Source organism: Paractinoplanes bogorensis, assembly GCF_018829635.1.
GTDB classification, from domain to species: domain Bacteria; phylum Actinomycetota; class Actinomycetes; order Mycobacteriales; family Micromonosporaceae; genus Actinoplanes; species Actinoplanes bogorensis.
Map to the genome: position 1 here is coordinate 72716 of NZ_JAHKKG010000007.1, position 17752 is coordinate 90467.

General features: G+C 70.9%; 17 protein-coding genes. 13 read left to right on the plus strand and 4 right to left on the minus strand.

Annotation, left to right across the window (positions count from 1 at the left end):
- The first annotated feature begins 3 nt into the window (after positions 1–3).
- The 6 genes from KOI35_RS22830 to KOI35_RS22855 are packed head-to-tail and all read left to right on the plus strand — an operon-like array spanning position 4 to position 5868.
- Positions 4–1044 (plus strand): ABC transporter permease, encoded by a 1041-nt coding sequence (locus KOI35_RS22830; RefSeq protein WP_215789778.1) that lies wholly within the window; start codon positions 4–6, stop codon positions 1042–1044.
- 45 nt (positions 1045–1089) lie between these two features.
- The gene (locus KOI35_RS22835) at positions 1090–2076 is read left to right on the plus strand and encodes a D-ribose ABC transporter substrate-binding protein (protein WP_215789780.1); all 987 of its coding nucleotides are present in this window, start codon (positions 1090–1092) and stop codon (positions 2074–2076) included.
- Between the two features lie 13 nt (positions 2077–2089).
- On the plus strand, positions 2090–3802 hold the full coding sequence (locus KOI35_RS22840; RefSeq protein WP_215789782.1) for a dihydroxyacetone kinase family protein: 1713 nt from the start codon (positions 2090–2092) through the stop codon (positions 3800–3802).
- Positions 3802–4266: a ribose-5-phosphate isomerase gene (locus KOI35_RS22845; protein ID WP_215789785.1), complete on the plus strand. Its 465-nt coding sequence runs from the start codon at positions 3802–3804 to the stop codon at positions 4264–4266. The genes KOI35_RS22840 and KOI35_RS22845 overlap by 1 nt, the downstream gene beginning before the upstream one ends.
- A complete protein-coding gene (locus tag KOI35_RS22850) occupies positions 4253–5011 on the plus strand; it encodes a triose-phosphate isomerase family protein (RefSeq protein WP_215789787.1) in 759 nt (252 codons plus the stop codon). Before KOI35_RS22845 ends, KOI35_RS22850 begins: the two co-directional genes overlap by 14 nt.
- Positions 5008–5868 (plus strand): DeoR/GlpR family DNA-binding transcription regulator, encoded by an 861-nt coding sequence (locus KOI35_RS22855; RefSeq protein ID WP_215789790.1) that lies wholly within the window; start codon positions 5008–5010, stop codon positions 5866–5868. Before KOI35_RS22850 ends, KOI35_RS22855 begins: the two co-directional genes overlap by 4 nt.
- On the opposite strand, the gene KOI35_RS22860 is transcribed toward KOI35_RS22855, so the two are convergent.
- A complete protein-coding gene (locus tag KOI35_RS22860) occupies positions 5855–6496 on the minus strand; it encodes a hypothetical protein (protein WP_215789792.1) in 642 nt (213 codons plus the stop codon). The two genes, KOI35_RS22855 and KOI35_RS22860, sit on opposite strands and share 14 nt — an antisense overlap.
- A 148-nt stretch (positions 6497–6644) precedes the next feature.
- On the opposite strand from KOI35_RS22860, the gene KOI35_RS22865 reads away from it, so the two are divergent.
- The 3 genes from KOI35_RS22865 to KOI35_RS22875 are packed head-to-tail and all read left to right on the plus strand — an operon-like array spanning position 6645 to position 9903.
- Positions 6645–7307 carry a hypothetical protein gene (locus KOI35_RS22865; protein ID WP_215789795.1) on the plus strand — a complete coding sequence of 221 codons (663 nt, stop codon included), beginning with the start codon at positions 6645–6647 and terminating at the stop codon, positions 7305–7307.
- On the plus strand, positions 7307–9259 hold the full coding sequence (locus KOI35_RS22870; protein ID WP_215789797.1) for a sensor histidine kinase: 1953 nt from the start codon (positions 7307–7309) through the stop codon (positions 9257–9259). Before KOI35_RS22865 ends, KOI35_RS22870 begins: the two co-directional genes overlap by 1 nt.
- Positions 9256–9903, plus strand: a complete 648-nt coding sequence (locus tag KOI35_RS22875) for a response regulator (protein WP_215789799.1) — start codon at positions 9256–9258, stop codon at positions 9901–9903. Before KOI35_RS22870 ends, KOI35_RS22875 begins: the two co-directional genes overlap by 4 nt.
- Position 9904: 1 nt before the next feature.
- On the opposite strand, the gene KOI35_RS22880 is transcribed toward KOI35_RS22875, so the two are convergent.
- Positions 9905–11182, minus strand: coding sequence for a right-handed parallel beta-helix repeat-containing protein (locus KOI35_RS22880; RefSeq protein WP_215789802.1), 1278 nt, complete (start codon positions 11180–11182; stop codon positions 9905–9907).
- A 314-nt stretch (positions 11183–11496) separates the two neighbouring features.
- Between KOI35_RS22880 and KOI35_RS22885 the strand changes: the two genes are divergently transcribed.
- Genes KOI35_RS22885 through KOI35_RS22900 form a run of 4 tightly spaced genes read left to right on the plus strand, consistent with a single transcriptional unit; the run spans position 11497 to position 15154 of the window.
- Complete coding sequence (locus KOI35_RS22885) at positions 11497–13815, plus strand: sensor histidine kinase (protein ID WP_246613631.1); 2319 nt, start codon at positions 11497–11499, stop codon at positions 13813–13815.
- On the plus strand, positions 13812–14225 hold the full coding sequence (locus KOI35_RS22890) for a roadblock/LC7 domain-containing protein (RefSeq protein ID WP_308121124.1): 414 nt from the start codon (positions 13812–13814) through the stop codon (positions 14223–14225). Before KOI35_RS22885 ends, KOI35_RS22890 begins: the two co-directional genes overlap by 4 nt.
- Positions 14222–14587, plus strand: coding sequence for a DUF742 domain-containing protein (locus KOI35_RS22895; protein WP_215789804.1), 366 nt, complete (start codon positions 14222–14224; stop codon positions 14585–14587). Before KOI35_RS22890 ends, KOI35_RS22895 begins: the two co-directional genes overlap by 4 nt.
- A 12-nt stretch (positions 14588–14599) precedes the next feature.
- Entirely contained in the window at positions 14600–15154 is a 555-nt protein-coding gene (locus KOI35_RS22900) for a GTP-binding protein (RefSeq protein ID WP_215789806.1), read from the plus strand.
- Here KOI35_RS22900 and KOI35_RS22905 read toward each other — a convergent pair.
- Entirely contained in the window at positions 15151–16524 is a 1374-nt protein-coding gene (locus KOI35_RS22905; RefSeq protein ID WP_215789808.1) for a tryptophanase, read from the minus strand. The two genes, KOI35_RS22900 and KOI35_RS22905, sit on opposite strands and share 4 nt — an antisense overlap.
- 12 nt (positions 16525–16536) lie before the next feature.
- Entirely contained in the window at positions 16537–17625 is a 1089-nt protein-coding gene (locus tag KOI35_RS22910) for a tryptophan dimethylallyltransferase family protein (RefSeq protein WP_215789810.1), read from the minus strand.
- Between the last annotated feature and the right edge of the window lie 127 nt (positions 17626–17752).

A 17752-nucleotide genomic window follows, 5' to 3' on the forward strand; every position in this document is an offset into this window, starting at 1 on the left:
CAGATGAACGTCGGCAAACTGATCCTCGAGGGCCGCGCGTTCCTCGCGCTGCTCGTCGTCATCGTCGTCTTCTCGTTGCTCTCGCCCAACTACTTCAGTGTCAGCAACCTGCTGACCATGTCGTCGCACGTCGCCGTGTACGCGGTGCTGGCCATCGGCATGCTCCTGGTCATCCTCAACGGCGGCATCGACCTCTCGGTCGGCTCGACCCTCGGCCTGTCCGGGGTGATCGCCGGCGCACTGATGCAGGGCGTGCCCGTCTTCGGGGTCCGGCTGTTCCCGTCGGTCTGGGTCGTCGTCATCGTCACGTGTGCCGTCGGCGCCCTGATCGGCCTGCTCAACGGGGTGCTGGTGGCGAGATTCAGAGTCGCTTCCTTCGTGGCGACGCTGGGCACGCTTTATGTCGTACGGGGAATCGGTCTGCTCATGACCGACGGCCTCACCTACAACGACCTCGGCGGCGACCCCGCCCTGGGCAACACCGGGTTCGACTGGCTCGGCTTCAACAAGCTGCTGGGCATCCCGATCGGTGTGCTGGTGATGATCGTCGTCGCCGCGGTGGCCAGTGTGCTGCTCAGCCGCACGGTCTTCGGCCGCTGGCTGTACTCGGCGGGCGGCAACGAGCGCGCGGCCGAGCTCTCCGGCGTCCCGGTCAAAAAGGTCAAGGTCTGGGTGTACGTGGTCTCGGGGCTGTGCGCCGCGGTCGCCGGCCTGATCCTGTCGTCCGAACTGACCTCGGCCGGACCCACCGCGGGCACCTCCTACGAGCTCACCGCGATCGCCGCGGTCGTGATCGGCGGCGCCGCGCTGACCGGCGGCCGGGGCAACGTGCGGGGCACCATGCTCGGCGCGTTCGTCATCGGCTTCCTCTCCGACGGCCTGGTCATCGTCGGCGTCTCGGCCTACTGGCAGACCGTCTTCACCGGTGCCGTCATCGTCCTCGCCGTCCTGCTCAACGCCGTGCAGTACGGCCGTAAGCGCCCTCGCAAGAAGCCGGCCGACACCCCCACGGACACGCCGAAAACCTTGGCTTCCGTCGCCTGAAATCCCGTTCGCGCAATTCCTTCAGATAAGGAAGTGGGTACCCCCATGCCTCGTTACGGTTCGGTCGCGCTCGCGACCGGCGCACTCGCCCTGGTGCTGACCGGCGGTTGCTCCGCCGCGGCGGAGAAGACCGACGCCGCCGGCGGTGACTCGAAAGCCGGCGGCCTGATCACGATCATCGTCAACGACCCGTCCAACCCCTATTGGCAGACCGAGGGCACGGTGGCCGAGGCCGAGGCCAAGAAGCTCGGCTACACGGCCAACGTCTCGGCCTCCAAGGGCGACACCAACACCGAGAGCAACCTGATCGACACCGCGATCACCAACAAGTCGGTCGCCATCATCCTCGACCCGGCCAACGCCAGCGGATCGGTCGGCGCGGTCAAGAAGGCCAACGCCGCCGACATCCCGGTCTTCCTGGTCAACGCCGAGATCAACCAGGAGGGCCTGGCCAAGGCTCAACTGGTGTCGAACAACGCGCAGGGCGCGGCGATCGGCGCCCAGCAGTGGATCACCGCGGTCGGCGACTCGGGCGAGTACGTCGAGCTCTTCGGCGCGCCGTCGGACAACAACGCGGCCACCCGGTCCAACGGCTACAAGACCGTGCTGACCCAGTACCCGACCCTCAAGCAGGTCGGTAAGGACGTCGCCAACTGGGACCGGACCCAGGGCCACGACAAGATGCAGAGCCTGCTGCAGGCCCACCCGACCATCAAGGGTGTGATCTCGGGCAACGACGAGATGGCGCTCGGCGCGATCGCCGCCCTGAAGTCGGCCGGCAAGCTCGGCCAGGTCAAGGTGGGCGGCTTCGACGGCTCGCCCGACGCGATCGCCGCCATCAAGGCCGGTGAGCTGCAGTACACCGTGCTCCAGCCGGTCGCCACCTTTGCCAAGAAGGCCGTCGAGCAGGCCGACTCCTACCTGCGTACGGGAAAAACGGGTGTGGCGGTCGAGAAGCAGGCCTTCGACTGTGTGCTGATCACCAAGGAGAACGTGGCCGACTACATCGCCCCGTTCACGCTCAAGTCCTAGAGGGAGGGTCCCAGTGAGCTACCTCCGGATCGACGCGTCGACCTTCCGGGACGACATGATCGGCGGGTTCGTCGCCGCCCACGGTGACGTGGTCCGCCCGGTGACCGGCGGCGTCACCCGGGTCGCGGGCACCCCGGCGGGCCAGGTGGCAGTGGTCATCGGAGGCGGATCCGGCCACTACCCGGCGTTCGCCGGGCTGGTCGGACCGGGTCTCGCCCACGGGGCCGCGATGGGTGAGGTCTTCGCCTCGCCGTCGGCCCAGCAGGTGTACGCCGTGGCCCGCGCGGTCGCCGCCGGCTCGGGCGTGCTGCTCGCCTACGGCAACTACGCCGGTGACGTCCTGAACTTCGACCAGGCTGAGCAGCGTCTGCGGTCGGACGGCATCCCGTGCCGCACGGTGGTCGTCACCGACGACATCGCGAGCGCCACGCCCGACCAGGCCCACCTGCGGCGCGGGATCGCCGGCGACTTCGTCGTCTTCCGCGCCGCCGGGTGGGCGGCCGAGCAGGGCCGCGACCTGGACGATGTGTGGGAACTGGCCGACCGGGCCAACCGGCGGACCCGGTCGCTCGGCGTCGCGTTCTCGGGTTGCACGCTGCCCGGGGCCGACGGGCCGCTGTTCACCGTGCCGGCCGGGCGGATGGCGGTCGGGATCGGGATCCACGGCGAGCCCGGCATCGACGAGACGGCGTTGCCGTCGGTCGACGAACTGGCCGAGCTGCTGACCCGGCGGGTTCTGGCGGAGGCCCCGGCGGGTGAGCGGGTCGCGGTGATCCTGAACGGTCTTGGTTCGGTCAAGGCCGAGGAGCTGTTCGTCATCTATCAGCGGGTGGCGACACTGCTGAACGACGCCGGGCGCACGGTCGTGCAGCCCGAGGTGGGCGAGCTGGCCACCAGTTTCGAGATGGCCGGGGTCTCGCTCACCGTGACTGTGCTGGACGAGGAGCTCGAGCAGGCCTGGACGTCCCCGGCACACAGCGCTGCCTATCGGCGGGGGACTGTGATCGCGGATGGATCGGCCTTGATGAGCGAGTCGATCTTGCCGCCGACGAAGATCAACCGAGGGTCCGACGACTCGCGGGCCGCGGCTGCGGTTGTGGTGCACGCGTTGCACCAGATCACGGCCACCATCGACACGCACATCGACGAGCTGGGCCGCCTCGACGCGCTGGCCGGCGACGGCGACCACGGCCTCGGGATGCACCGGGGCGCGACCGCCGCCACCGCCGCGGCCGACGAGGCGTGCCAGGCCGGTGGCGGGGCCCGGGCCACGCTGGACGCCGCCGCGCAGGCCTGGGCCGACAAGGCGGGCGGCACCTCGGGCGCGCTCTGGGGGCTCGCCCTGGCCGCGGTGGCGGCCGAGTTCTCCGACGACCACGCGCCCGCCACCGGTGACGTCGTGGCCGGCGTGCGGGCGGCCGCCGCCGCCATCACCCGGGCCGGTAAAGCCGAGCTGGGCGACAAGACCATGGTGGACGCGCTGCTGCCGTTCGCCGACCGGCTGGCCGAGCTGGTCTCCTCGGGCGCCGACCTCGGCGCGGCGTGGCCGGTCGCCGCCGAGACCGCCACCTCGGCCGCCCGGGCCACGGCCGACCTGCAACCGCGTCTCGGACGGGCCCGCGCCCACACCACTAGGAGCATCGGTTCGCCCGACCCGGGCGCCGTCTCGATGGCTCTCGCGCTGACCGCCGTGAGCCCGCTGCTCTTCGCCAGAAAGGCCGTGTGATGAGTTTTCGGATAGTGGTCGGATCGGACGACGCCGGCTTCGAGTACAAGGAGGCGCTCAAGGCCGACCTGCTGCGCCACCCGTCGGTCACCGAGGTGGTCGACGTGGGGGTCGGCGCGGACGACCACACCGCCTATCCCAGCATCGCCATCGCCGCGGCCGAGATGATCGTGCAGGGGACGGCCGACCGGGCGCTGCTCGTCTGCGGCACCGGCCTCGGCGTGGCCATCGCGGCCAACAAGGTTCCCGGCGTACGAGCCGTGACCGCGCACGACAGTTTCTCGGTCGAGCGTTCGGTGCTGAGCAACAACGCCCAGGTGCTCACGTTCGGTCAGCGGGTCATCGGCCTGGAACTGGCCCGGCGGCTGGCCCGGGAATGGCTCAGCTACTCGTTCGACGAAACCTCGGAATCCGCGCGGAAGGTCGCCGTCCTCTCCGAATATGAGCAGAATGCGTCGTCCTGAACCCGGTCCGGCCCGCACCTTCCTCGCGGTCAGCCTGAAGATGTACTTCGACCCGGCGCGGACGCTGGAGTGGACGGCCGGGGTGGCCGAACTGGCCCGCACCCACCCGGCCGTCACCGGCGGCCACGTCGACCTGGTCGTGCTGCCGTCCCTGCCGGTTCTCGGTTCCGTGGTGGAGCTGCTGGCCGGCACCGGGGTGGCGGTGGGCGCCCAGGATCTCTTCCACCTCGACCGCGGGGCCTACACCGGCGCGGTCAGCGGGGCCGACCTGCGCCAGCTCGGATGCGCGTACGCGGAGGTCGGGCACTTCGAACGACGCACGATCTTCGGGGAGGACGACCGGATGATCCGGCGCAAGATGGTCGCCGCGCGGCGCAACGATCTGATCCCGCTGCTCTGCGTGGGGGAGTCGCGGGCCGTCTCGGTCGACGAGGCGGTGTCCGAGTGCGTGGGTCAGCTCGAGGCGGCGGTCGGGCGGGACGACATCCCGCTCGTGGTGGCGTACGAGCCGACCTGGGCCATCGGGGCCGCCGAGCCGGCCGGGCCGACGCACGTGAAGGCGGTGACGGCCGAGATCCGGGCCTGGCTGGGCGACCGCGACGCCCGGGTCATCTACGGCGGCAGCGCCGGGAACGGCCTGCTCACCGAGCTCGACGGCGCCGTCGACGGCCTGTTCCTGGGCCGGTCGGCCCACCGGGTTCCGGCCCTACGCTCTATCCTCGACGAGACCAGGGGCGTCCGATGACGCAGCGCGCAGATCACGACGGGGGATCCAGCACCATGTCGACCGAGCCGGTCGCCGGCGACACCCGCCAGTCGCGGCAGCTGGCCCGGCAGCGGGCCATCACCGAGGCCGTGGTGGCCGAGGGTGCGGTCCGCATCGAGCAGCTGGCCGAGCGTTTCCAGATCAGCCTGATGACCGTGCACCGCGACCTCGACGAGCTCGAGGCGCGGGGCATCCTCCGCAAGTCCCGCGGGGTGGCCACCGCCCTGTCGACCAGCCTGATCGAGTCGAGCGACGTCTACCGGCTCAGCCGCCAGTCGGCCGAGAAGGAAGCACTGGCCGTGGCCGCGATGAGTTTCGTCGAGCCCGGGCAGGCCATCTTCCTCGACGACTCGACCACTGTGCTGCGGATGGCCCCGCACCTGGCCGACAAGACGCCGCTGACCGTCATCACCAACGTGCTGAGCCTGATCAACGAGCTGCGCGGCACCACCGGCATCAACCTGCTCGGGCTGGGCGGCCAGTACTACAACTGGTGCAGCGCCTTCATGGGCCCGATGACCACGCAGACCATCGCCGGGCTGCAGGCCGACCTGTTCATCATGTCGACGTCGGCCATCACCAAAGACATCGCGTTCCACCAGTTCCTCGAGACGATCGAGACCAAGCGCGCGATGTTCGAGTCGGCCAACCGGCGCATCCTGCTGGCCGACCACACCAAGTTCGAGCGGCAGGCGCTGCACGCGCTGGCCCCGCTGAAAGACTTCGACACCGTCATCGTGGACGACGGCACCGCGCCGGAACACGTCGAACGGATGCGCTCGAAGGGCATCGAGGTGCTGGTCGCCCCGACGCCCCGTCGCCTCAGTAAATCCTGAGCATGGACTTGATGCGCAGCTCGGGGACGGTCTTCGTGCCGCCCTTGACGGTCTCGAAGGTGAACCAGCCGACGACGTCCGCCTTCGCCTCGAACATCTGGTCCACCTTGTAGGCGCCCAGCATCTCCGCGTCACCGCTGAAGATGACCGGATAGACCGCCGGGTTCTCGTACGGGGTGTTGCTCGCGTTGGCCAGCATGCGCTCGGAGCCGGTGCGGCTGTCGTACTGGCCGATCCGGCCGTAGATGACGATCTTCTCGCCGGCGTGGGCCGTCGGGTTCTTGGCGATGCTGGTCCAGGCGCGGCTGGTCAGCCCCTTGTAGGTGGGGGTCTTCTTTGGCGTCGGGGTGGGGGTCGGCGTCTTTGCGGTCCGGACCGGGGTCGCCTCGTTGACCGGAATGATCACGACCGGGTCCTCGGTCACGGCCGGGGCCGGGGCGGTGGTGCGGACGACCTCGGCGGGACGCGCCGCCACGATCTCGACCGGCGAACCGGAGCTGCCGGCGATCCGGACGACGGCGGTGCCGCCGATCGCGAAGGCCACGACCGCGCCCACGGTGCCGAGGACGTACGGCAGCTTCGAGCGCTTCGGCGCCGGCTTCCCGTAGCCGTAGTCGTAGTGCGACATCGTGGTTCCTCCCCCGAGGTGGGCCTGCGTTCCCGGCTCGATCTGCCCATTCGGCCGATCCGCGGTCGGTATGAGGCGTTGGCGAATCCCGGGTCGGCGGGACTGGGAGCTCTGCCGCCCGGGACCGGGCGCGGCCGAGGCTACGGACATGGACATTCGCACTGTTTCCCGCCGCTTCGGCGCCGCGTCGCTCATCCTCGGCCCGCTCGCCCTGGCGATCCCGCTGACCGTCACCGACGAGTCGGCGCCGGTCGCCGACCAGCTCCGCGACTACGCCGGTCACTCCGGCCTCGCGCTCACCAGCAACCTTCTGCTGTTCCCGCTGATGCTGCTGGTGCCGGCCATGGTCTACGCCGGTCGGCTGGCCACGCCCAAGCTCGGCTTCTTCGGCGGTGGGATCGCCGCGTTCGGGTGGCTGTGCGGGCTGATCGGCATCGGCGGCGGCGGGATCCTGCTCTACCAGGCGTCCCAGCAGGCCGACCAGGGCGCGGCGGCCTCGATGGTCGAGGCGGTCAACGGCGATCCGGTCTACGGCACCCTGGTCGGGGTCTTCGTGCTCGGGCACCTGGTCGGCATGATCGTGCTCGGGATCGGGCTGCTGCGGGCCAAGATGGTCCCGACGTGGGCGGCGGCGCTGTTCACGGCGTACCCGGTGCTGCACTTCGCAGGCAACGCGGTGAACCCGATCGTCGACACCGTGGCCGGCGTGGTGCTGCTGGTGGGCTGCGTGGTGCTGGCCACCCGGCTGGTCCGGACGCCCGGCGAAGAGCCGATTCCGTACGCGGCGGCGGCCCAGCACAATCCAGCGTGATGACGTCGAACACCTCCCGGGGCGCGGTCGTGACGGCCGCGCTCTTCGCGCTGCTCGCCGTCGCCCTGTGCCTGACCGGGCCGACCGGCCCGATCACCGTGCTGGTGTCGGTGACCGCCCTGGTCTACGTGGCGGTGGCCCAGGTCGGCGCGGTGATCATCCGGAGCCGCCCGCGCCGCCCGATCGGCTGGATCTTCCTGGTCTCGGGCGTGGCGATGCCGGTCTCGGCGGCGATCCAGGCGGCGTCCGATCTCGCGCTGCACACCGGGCGGGTCACCACGGGCGCGTGGCTGGCCGTGGTGCAGACACCGTTCGCCGTGCTCGGCGCGCCGCTCGTGGCGACGTACGGAATCCTGCTCTTCCCCGATCGTCATCTCGGCTCGCGCGGCCGCCGGATCCTGGCCCGGGTCTACGCGTTCCAGCTGGCCGGACTGCTGATCTGGGGCACGTTCTCGACCAACGCCAACGACCTGCCGGTGCCCAACCCGATCGCGATCCCGGCCACCGACGGCGGCGTCCTGCTCATCCTGATCATGGGCCCGCTGAGCGCGCTGGCCTGCGTCTCGCTGTGGCGCTACGCCCGGGCCGACCCGGGGGAGCACGCGCCCGCCCTGCGTACCGCGAGCAGGGTCGCCTGGGTGGTGCCGGCCGCCTATCTGGCCTGCGTGGTGGCCGGGATGACCACGGGCGAGACCGCCCCGGTGGCCGTGCTGGAGAACATGGCGGCGGTCGCGGTCGGTGTCGCCGCGTGGGTGGGAATCGTCCGGTACGGGCTGTTCGACACCCGGGCCGTACTCAGCCGCACCCTGACGTACGCCCTGCTCACCGTCGCCCTGGCCGCGGTCTGGCTGGCCGTGGCGGTCGGGCTCGGCCTGGTCTTCGGCGGCCTGGTTCCGCAGGTGGTCGCCGCGGTCACCGCCGCGCTGGCCGTACTGCCGCTGCGTGACCTGGCCCAGCGCCGGATCAACCAGTTGGTGTACGGGCTGCGCGACGACCCGGCGGCTGCGTTCGCGCGCCTGGGCGATCGGCTCGACGCGACCGCCGAACCGGCCGAGATGCTGCCCGCCGCCGCCCGCACGGTCGCCGAGGCATTGCGATTGCCGTACGTGGCCATCGAGGTCGGCGGCGAGACGCTGTGCCGGCACGGGAAGCAGCTGCCCGACCGGCCGGTCGACGCGCTGCCGCTGCCGTTCGCGGGCGAGACCGTGGGCCGGTTGCAGTGGCAGGACCCGCCCGGCGGCCGGCTGCGGCCGGACGAGCGCCGCCTTCTCACCGGCCTGACCCGCCAGGTCGCGGTGGCGGCCCGCGCGGTGGTGCTGACCGAGGCGTTGCAGAATGCGCGGCAGACACTGGTCGCCGCCCGCGAGGAGGAACGCCGTCGTCTGCGGCGCGACCTGCACGACGGGCTCGGGCCGACACTGGCCGGCATCGCGCTCGGCATCGACACGGCCCGCCGCTCGGTGCCGGCCGGGGAGGGCACGGCCGAGCTGCTGGGCACGCTGCGCGAGGCGACCGAGGCCGCGGTGGGGGACATCCGCCGGATCGTGTACGACCTGCGGCCGCCCGTCCTCGACGAACTGGGCCTGGCCGGGGCGGTCCGCGAGCAGGCGGTCCGGCTCGGTGCGGCCGACATCGACGTCCCGGCCGACCTGCCGCCGCTGCCCGCCGCGGTGGAGGTGGCGGCGTACCGGATCGCGGTGGAAGCCCTGACCAACGCGGCCCGGCACGCCCCCGGCACTCCGGTGTCGGTGCGGCTGTCGCTGGATTCCGCGCTCGAGGTCAGCGTGTCCGACGACGGCGCCGGGCTGCCCGACGGCTATCGCGCCGGGGTCGGCCTGACCTCGATGCGGGAACGGGCGGCCGAGCTGGGCGGGCACTGCCGGATCAGCCGGCGCGAGCCGCGCGGCACGCTGGTGCACGCGCTCATCCCGCTTCCGGGGGTGGCCGGGTGACGCTGCGCGTGCTGGTGGCCGACGACCATCCGCTGTTCCGCGAGGGCCTGCGGGCGCTGATCGCCGACTCGCCCGAGACCGAGCCGGCCGGGGTGGCGGCCGACGGGGAGCAGGCGGTCGCGCTGGCTCTGCAGAACCGTCCCGACGTGGTGGTGATGGATCTGCGGATGCCCGGCCTGAACGGGGTCGAGGCGACCCGGCAGATCGTGGCGGCGCTGCCCGGCGTCGCCGTCCTGGTGCTCACCATGGTCGAGGAGGACGCGTCGATCTTCGCGGCGATGCGCGCGGGCGCCCGGGGCTATGTGCTCAAGGGGGCCGAGCCGGAGGCGATCCTGCGCTCGATCCGGGTGGTCGCCTCGGGCGAGGCGATCTTCGGGGCGGACGTGGCGGCGCGGCTGACCCAATTCTTCGCGGGTGCCCCGGAATCGGGGGCGGTGCCCTTTCCCGGCCTGACCGCCCGGGAACGCGACATCCTCACCCTGATGGCGACCGGCGCGGCCAACGCCGTCATCGCCGCGCGGCTCGGCCTGACCGAGAAGACGGTGCGCAACAACGTCTCGAACATCTTCGTGAAGCTGCGGGTGGCCGACCGGGCCGCCGCCGTGGCCCGGGCCCGGGACGCCGGGCTCGGCGGTCAGGCCTGACTCAGCAGGACGCCTTGCCGTTGTTGACGCGCTCGGTGCTGTGCCGCTGGTAGCCGAGTTCGGCGCCGCCGCGCAGCGTGATGGTGTTGCAGCGATGGCTGGCCGGGGTCGAGTGGGCCACGAAGCTGGCCGTGCTGACCGTGTTGCCGTCGAACGTGACCTTGCTCAGGTCGCCGTCGAGGATCGGTGGGTCGCTCGAACCGGTGCTCGAGATGGTGTTGCCGGTCCACGCGATCTGCGCGTCCCCGATGGCGAAGTTGCCGCCGGTGTGCAGCACCATGCCGCCGTGCGTGTTGCTGAACTTGTTGTTGCGCAGCCGGATGTTGTGCGCCGACGAGTCGCCCGAGTCGCTGCCGATCTCGAGCACACCCTGGGTGTTGTTGCCGGTGCTGTGGTGCACGTCGAGGTTGTCGCCGTAGTTCCATACCTCGACGAAGCCGCCGTCGTGCCCGTAGTCGTGGCTCGGGGCCCGGCAGTTGGTGCAGCTGCTGTAGCCGATCTCGACGTCGTGCGCCTCGACCAGGAAGCCGACCGCGCCGTAGTCGTCGTCGCCGCCCGGGGTGTCGCGCACCATGCTCAGGTCGCGCACGGTGACCCGCTGGGCCCAGCCGCCGCGGCCGCGGAACTGCACGCCGACGCCGGCGTTGTCGACCGTGCTCGACTGGACGCCGCTGTTCGACCCCATGATCACGATGCCGTTCTTGAGGGCGTCGGTGACCCGGATGTTCTCCACGATCTGGTACGAACCGGAGAGCGTGATCACGCCCTCGCGGTCGGTCTTGCCGCCGTCGATGACCGGGAGGGCGCCGGAGCCGTACGCGGTCAGCTTGATCGGTCTGCTCTTGGTGCCGTCGCCGCGCAGGTCGATCAGCGTGTTCCAGGTGCAGCCGCGGGCCAGCCCGATCACCGTGCCGGCGTCGATCGACCGTGAGGTGGCGGCGTCGACGCTGCGCAGCGGCTTGGCCTGGGTGCCGTTGTTGCCGTCGTTGCCGTTCCGGCAGTCGACGTGGACGTCGATGCGCTGGGTGGCCGAGGCCGACGGCTTGGGTGGGGCCGACGTCACATAGGTGGCCGGGCCGAGCTTGGGGGCGACGCTGACCGCCGTGCCGGGCGCGGGCGCCGCCGAGCCGGACAACGGGGCCGGAGTCGGTGTGCCGGTGAGGGTCTCGCTCACCGTCTCGGGGTCGGCGGAACCGCGGTGGGCGACGACAAATGCGCCACTTCCGGCGATCGCGACAGCGGCAAATGCCAGCGGGAGGCGGAGGCGTCTGCTCAGCATTGCGCCACCCTAACGGACGACGGAATCAACATATCGACATTCGTCAGCGACCCCCGGGCGGGTTGCGCGCATTTGGTTTGTTTCGCCGTTCCGCCGAATGGACCGGGTGACCTAGGCCACTCTGCCCGAAAAACGTATCCACCATTTTGTGATCTACATCGGATTCGCTTTCACCTGGGGAAACGTACGGCGATACGGGAGCGGTCCGTCCGACCTCTGGTGCGGAGATAGACGCGCCGCTAGGGTTTGCACCGCTTGATCGACGGCTGACGGGGCGCCGCGATGAGTCTTCCTCTACCCAGATGGGATGAACCTTGACGTCCACATCGGCCGGTCAGGCGACGGACCGAAATCAACGACAGCAGTCCATCGCCCGGCGGGTCGTCCGGCTCGTCCTCGTGCCCAGTGTGGTGGCCCTGCTGATCTGGTTCGCCGCTTCCGGATACCTGGTTTTCCAGGGCTTCTACAACCGCGCGGTGGCCAACTCGGTGCGGCAGGTGTCGATCCCGGCCGTGGCCGCGCTCTCGTCGTTGCAGCAGGAGCGCCGGCAGAGCGTCTCCTTCCTGGCCCGCCCGTCGAACGGGCTGACCTCGCTGCTCGAGCGGCGCCGGCAGACCGACCAGCGGGTCGACGCCCTGCGGTCGGCCGCCGACGGCGCGCTCGGGCAGGCCCCCGAGTCGATCAAGTCGCGCTGGACCAGCCTGTCCGGCTATCTCGACCGGCTGCCGGCCACCCGCAGCGCGATCGACGCGCGGTCGATGAGCGGTGACGACGCCTACGCCTTCTACAACACTCTGCTCGACGCGGCCACCGACCTGTTCGACAACCAGGCCCGCGTGGTGCCCGATGTGACCGCGACCCAGGGCGGCATCATCGCCACCGAGGTGTTCCGGGCCAGCGACCTGATGTCCCGGGCCGGCTCGATCGTCGACGGCGCGCTCGCCTCCGGGCCGCTCACCCGGGCCGACTATCTCGAGTTCGTCCGGCTCGTCGGGGCCTACCACGCCGCGCTGACCACGTCTTCTCCGCACCTCGAACCGGCCGTGCGGACGAGGTTCGCCGAGATCGAGGCGAGTACCGCCTGGAAGCAGCTGATCCAGGCCGAGAACGCGATCACCTCGGGTGGCCCGTGGGCCCGCAGCGTGCCGGCCTCCCTGTCGCTCGGCGTCGACCGGTGGTCACAGCTCACCGGCACCGTCTCGGCCGACCTGATCGACCTGACCGTCCAGCAGGCCGACCAGGTCTCGGCCCGGGCCCTGCGGACCGGTAACAACCAGCTGCTGACCGCGACCCTGGGTTCGGTGCTGGCCCTCGCGATCGCCGTCGGCGCCATCCTGTGGGCCGTCCGCCAGTCGCGGGTGCTGGTCGACCGGGCCTTGTCGGTGCGTCTGGCCAAGCTCGGCAGCGACGCCGACACGCTCGTCGACCAGCGGCTGCCCTCGGTCATGGACCGGCTCCGCCGCCGTGAGCAGGTCGACCTGGCCTCCGAGTTCGCCGCACCCGACTACGGCGGCGACGAGATCGGCCAGGTCGCCCGGGTGATCAACCGGTCGCTGCAGGCGGCCGCGGGCGCGGCGGTCGACGAGGCCAAGGCCCGGGCTGCCGGTATGGCGATGCTGATGGGTGTCGCCCGCCGTCCGCAGCGCCCGCTGCAGCGCGGCCTCAAGGTGGTCGAGGATCTGCAGGAGCAGGTCGGCGACGAGAAGCTGCTGACCGATCTGTTCGACATCCACCACCAGCTCAACCAGACCCGGCGCTTCCTGGAAAATCTGGTCATTCTGGCCGGCGGTCAGATCGGCCGGCGCTTCCAGAATCCGGTCGCCCTGCGCCGCGTGCTGCTGGCCTCGTTCGCCGAGGCCCGCAACTATCAGCGGATCACGCTGCGCCGGGCCAACGACGTGGCGCTCGCCGGGCACGCCGTGGCCGAGGTCATCCACCTGCTGGCCGAGCTGCTGGACAACGCGCTGGCCTTCTCGCCGCCGGACACCACGGTGTGGGTCACCTCGAGCCGGGTGCAGCACGGCGTGGCGATCGAGATCGAGGACGCCGGCGTGGGCATGTCGGCCGAGGCCGTCGAGCGGGCCAACACGCTGCTCGCGACCGCGCCGACGCCGGACGTGACGGAACTGCGGGACGGCGCCCAGATCGGTCTGCACGTGGTGGCCGAGCTGGCCAAGCGCGAGGGTGTGCAGATCAGCCTGCGGCGCTCCGCGTACGGCGGTCTGCTGGCCATCGTCCTGCTGCCCGAGCGCATTCTGGTCGGCTGCGAGCGCGACGGTTCCGGCGACAGCCGGGCCATGCCGATCGTCCCGGCCGCTCAGCGCCCGGAGCCGCCGCGCCCGGCCCCGGCGGAGCCCCAGGCGCCGGTGGAGCGGACGACCGCGGTCGCGGTGCTCGAGCCCAAGCCGAACGGGAAGCCCCCGCTCCCGCACCGCCGTCCGCAGCAGCACCTCGCGCCCGGACTGCTCGAGGAGGACGAGCCTTCCGAGGCCGAGGTCACCGAGGTTGTCCCGACCCGGTCGCCCGAGGAGGCCCGGGCCCGGTTCGCCCGCTACCAGCGCGGCTGGGCCGAGGGCGCGACGGCCGACCGCACCGACGACACCACCGATGATGAGCAAGGCGGGAACCCGTGACCGATCCGACGACCAGCCCGACCGACCTGCCCTGGATGTTGGACGACCTGGTCGAGGTGCCGCACGTCATCTCGGTCGTGGTGCTGTCGACCGACGGGCTGATCATCCAGAAGTCGTCGCTCATCTCGCAGGACCTGGCCGAGATCCTGGCCGCCGGCGCGTCCTCGATGTACAGCGTCGCGGCCGGCACCGGTCGCCGGTTCAAGAGCGGCCCGGTGCACCAGGTGATCATCGAGTACGGCGACAACACCCTGTTCATCGCGGCCGCCGGGCAGAACGCGCGCCTGGCCGTGCTGTGCGAGCAGGACGTCGACATGGGCCTGGTCGCGTACGAGGTGAGCCGGCTGGTCACCCGCATCGGCGACTTCCTGGGCACCGGGATCCGGTCCGTGGCGCCGGTCGACTCATGACGTTGGAGACGTGGGACGGTGACGACGAGTCGGCCGCGGGCCGGTTCGTGCCGCTGTACGTCCTCGTCAACGGCCGGACGGCGCCGCGGGACTCCAGCCTCGACCTGGCCACCCAGGTGGTGGCGCTGCCGGTGGACACCCGTCGGCTGGAACCGGAATACCTCGAGATCCTGCGCCGGTGCGACGGCTGGATCTCGGTGGCCGAGATCGGCGCATACCTGCGGATGCCGCTGGCGATCACCAAGGTGATGGTCGACGTGCTGATCGAGCAGGGCTATCTCGAGGTGGGCAATCCGGCCCAGCAGAAGATCATCGACCGGCACGTGCTCGACGCCGTGCTGGCCGGCCTGGAACGGCTGTAGGGGGGAGGCGACGTGGACCGCACTTCAGTCAAGATCGTTGTGGCCGGCGGGTTCGGCACCGGCAAGACGACGCTGGTCGCCTCGGTGAGTGAGATCCCGCCGCTGACCACGGAGGAACTCCTGACCGAGGCGAGTGTCGGGGTGGACGACACCACCGGGGTCGAGGGGAAGACGACCACCACCGTGGCCCTCGACTTCGGGCGCATCACGATCAGTCCCGACGTGGTGCTCTATCTCTTCGGCACCCCGGGCCAGGACCGGTTCTGGTTCATGTGGGACGAGCTGGCCCAGGGCGCGGTCGGCGCGATCGTGCTGGTCGACACGCGCCGGCTCGACTCCAGCTTCCCCGCCGTCGACTATTTCGAGCGGCGGGGCATCCCGTTCGTCACCGCGGTCAACCGGTTCTTCGGCGAGTGCGACTACACCGAGGACGAGATCCGCGGGGCGCTCGAGCTGGATCCGAAGGTGCCGCTGGTCTGGTGCGACGCGCGGGACCGGGGATCGAGCAAGCTGGCCCTGATCACCCTGGTCCGGCACGCCATGGCCCGTCTGCCCGCCCGCGCTTAAGCCAGTGGCGCCAGCCGTACCTTGAAGTGCCGCAGGATGGGTGGCGTCGAGACGATCCGGTAGCCCTTGATCCGCTCCGGGTCCTTGGCGATGCCCGCGAGCGTCTCGGCCACGTACTCGAAATGCTCCTGGGTGTAGACGCGGCGCGGGATGGCCAGCCGGACCAGCTCGAAGGGCGCCGCGGTGACCAGCCGGTGCTGATCGTCCATCGTGCCCAGATAGAGCGAGCCCAGCTCGGCGCACCGGATCCCGCCGTCCAGGTAGAGCTGGCAGCCGAGCGAGTGGCCCGGGAACTCGGCCGGGGTCAGGTGCGGCAGCAGGCGCCCGGCGTTGAGATAGAGCGCGTGCATACCGGCCGGCTGGATGATGTCGACGCCGGCCTCGGTGATCATGCGGGCCAGGTTGGCGGTCGCGGCCGCCCGAGCCGCCAGATAGGCGGGATCGACCACCTCGCGCAGGCCGACCGCGAGCCGTTCCAGATCGTGCCCGGCCAGACCCCCGTACGTGGAAAAGCCCTCGGTGGCGATGAGCAGGGCCTCGCAGCGGGCGTGCAGAGCGTCGTCGCGCAGCCCGATGCACCCGCCGATGCTGGCCAGTCCGTCCTTCTTGAGGCTGATCACGCACCCGTCGGCGAGGTCGAACGCCTCCCGGGCGATCTCGCGCGGTGACCGGTCCTGATAACCGTCCTCACGCTCGCGCACGAACCAGGCATTCTCCGCGAACCGCGCCGCATCCAGGAAGAACGGGACATCGTGCGAACGACACATTTCCCGTACGGCCCGCAGGTTGGCCATCGACACCGGCTGGGCGCCGAGCCCGTTGTTGGTGATCGTCATCAGCACCAGCCCGACGCGTCCGCCGTCCGGGCCGGACAGCAGCGCGGCCAGCGCGTCCAGATCGATGTTGCCCTTGAACGGCTCCGGGCTGTCCAGGTCGAGCGCCTCGGCGCAGGGCAGGTCGAGCGCCTCGGCCCCGGACAACTCCACGTTGGCGTGGGTGGTGTCGAAGTGGGTGTTGCTGACGCAGATCTGCCCCGGGTCGAGCAGCGTGCCGAACAGGATTCGCTCGCCGGCCCGGCCCTGATGCACCGGCAGCACGTGCGGGTAGCCGGTCAGGTCGGCCACCTCGTCGAGGAAGCGGAACCAGGACCGGGCTCCCGCGTACGACTCGTCGCCGACCGCGGCCGCCGCTTCCTGGGCGGCCGAGGTGGCCCCGGTGCCCGAGTCGGAGAGCAGGTCGATGGTGATCTGGTCGGCCCGCAGGTTGAACGGGTTGTAGCCGGCCGCGTCGAGGGCTCCGGCGCGTTCCTCGGGACTGAGGAACGGGATCGGTTCGACGACCTTGATCCGGTACGGCGGGGGAAGGGGCACAGCGACTCCTCTTTACGCGGCAGGCAGCCAGACGCTGCGCGGAGGGGTTACCTCGTACGCCTCGGCCGACAGATAGACAGTGACACCCGGGCGTGGCGGGCCCAGTCGCAGGGAAACGTGCGCGATCAGTCCGACGCCGGCCCCGAGCGGGCGGCGCGATACCGCGGCCACGCACCGGTGCAGCAGGTCGGTGCTGAAGCCGTGCCGGGCCACCACGGCCGTGACCCGCTCGTGGGCCTGCAGATCGTCGTCCACATAGTCACGGATCGGCACATACAGGCTGTAACCGACCGGCCGGGTGGCGCCCCCGGCCAGGGTGTAGCTGCCGACCAGCGGGCGCCGGTCGAACACGCCCTTGCCGCCCGCCTCCAGGCAGAACTCGGCGATCTCGGCCGGGTCGACGCCGGGCACCACGGTGGCGGCGCGGGCCACGTCGGCGGCGTCGGCCTCGTGGTGGCTGACGTAGAGCTTCACCCGGGCCTGGGGACCGTCGTGCAGGTCGACGGCGAAGAAGGAGAGCCGGTCGCGGCGGCCGAGTTCGCCCGGGCGGATCGAGCGGGCCAGCATCGTCCGGTACGCGTCGTGCAGCCCGAGCCGGCCGAGCGCCTCCTCGACCAGTTCCGGTGCGCGGTCGACGCCCGCCACCTCGGGATTGAAGTAGACCTTGAACTCGGGATCACGGCCGTGCCGGAACACCAGCGAGCACCACAGGGTGAAGTTGCCGGTCGGGTCCGGTGTGAAGAACACGTCGCGGATCGCGTCGAGGCGTCCGGTGGCGAGCCCGAACCGGGCGGCGTTGGCGGCCAGGAAGGCGTACGCGGCCTCGGTGTTGGCCTCGAGCCCGGGGGTGAGGCCCGGCACCTCGGCCAGGATGCGCAGGGCCGGGGCCTCGGTGTCGTTGAAGGCGACCGAGAACTCGATCGGGGAGTGGTCGTCGGCGACGTCCGACGGCCAGGCGGGCGGCTCGGCGAGCGAGCGGGTCCCGTGCGGTCCGAGCAGTCCGGCCAGCAGGTCGAGCGGGACGGCCGGGTCGAGATCGAGCGACCGGCATAACGGATTCAGCTGCCCGGCCAGATGGTGAAGGACCGAGAAGTGGCGCATGGAGTTGTCCTGTTCGGCCGGTGTGGATCACATGGGTCGCACCTATCGTGAGTGGACAACTACGCTTAGTCGAGCGAGACATGGATCACAATGCATGCCGCATGGACGATTCGATCACGGTTCGTGG

Excerpts from the sequence above, each read along its gene's own strand:
- KOI35_RS22830 (WP_215789778.1), top strand. The coding sequence starts at position 4 with ATGAACGTCGGCAAACTGATCCTCGAGGGCCGCGCGTTCCTCGCGCTG.
- KOI35_RS22835 (WP_215789780.1), top strand. The coding sequence starts at position 1,090 with ATGCCTCGTTACGGTTCGGTCGCGCTCGCGACCGGCGCACTCGCCCTG.
- KOI35_RS22845 (WP_215789785.1), top strand. The coding sequence starts at position 3,802 with ATGAGTTTTCGGATAGTGGTCGGATCGGACGACGCCGGCTTCGAGTAC.
- KOI35_RS22850 (WP_215789787.1), top strand. The coding sequence starts at position 4,253 with ATGCGTCGTCCTGAACCCGGTCCGGCCCGCACCTTCCTCGCGGTCAGC.
- KOI35_RS22855 (WP_215789790.1), top strand. The coding sequence starts at position 5,008 with ATGACGCAGCGCGCAGATCACGACGGGGGATCCAGCACCATGTCGACC.
- KOI35_RS22860 (WP_215789792.1), bottom strand. The coding sequence starts at position 6,496 with ATGTCGCACTACGACTACGGCTACGGGAAGCCGGCGCCGAAGCGCTCG.
- KOI35_RS22865 (WP_215789795.1), top strand. The coding sequence starts at position 6,645 with ATGGACATTCGCACTGTTTCCCGCCGCTTCGGCGCCGCGTCGCTCATC.
- KOI35_RS22870 (WP_215789797.1), top strand. The coding sequence starts at position 7,307 with ATGACGTCGAACACCTCCCGGGGCGCGGTCGTGACGGCCGCGCTCTTC.
- KOI35_RS22880 (WP_215789802.1), bottom strand. The coding sequence starts at position 11,182 with ATGCTGAGCAGACGCCTCCGCCTCCCGCTGGCATTTGCCGCTGTCGCG.
- KOI35_RS22895 (WP_215789804.1), top strand. The coding sequence starts at position 14,222 with ATGACGTTGGAGACGTGGGACGGTGACGACGAGTCGGCCGCGGGCCGG.
- KOI35_RS22910 (WP_215789810.1), bottom strand. The coding sequence starts at position 17,625 with ATGCGCCACTTCTCGGTCCTTCACCATCTGGCCGGGCAGCTGAATCCG.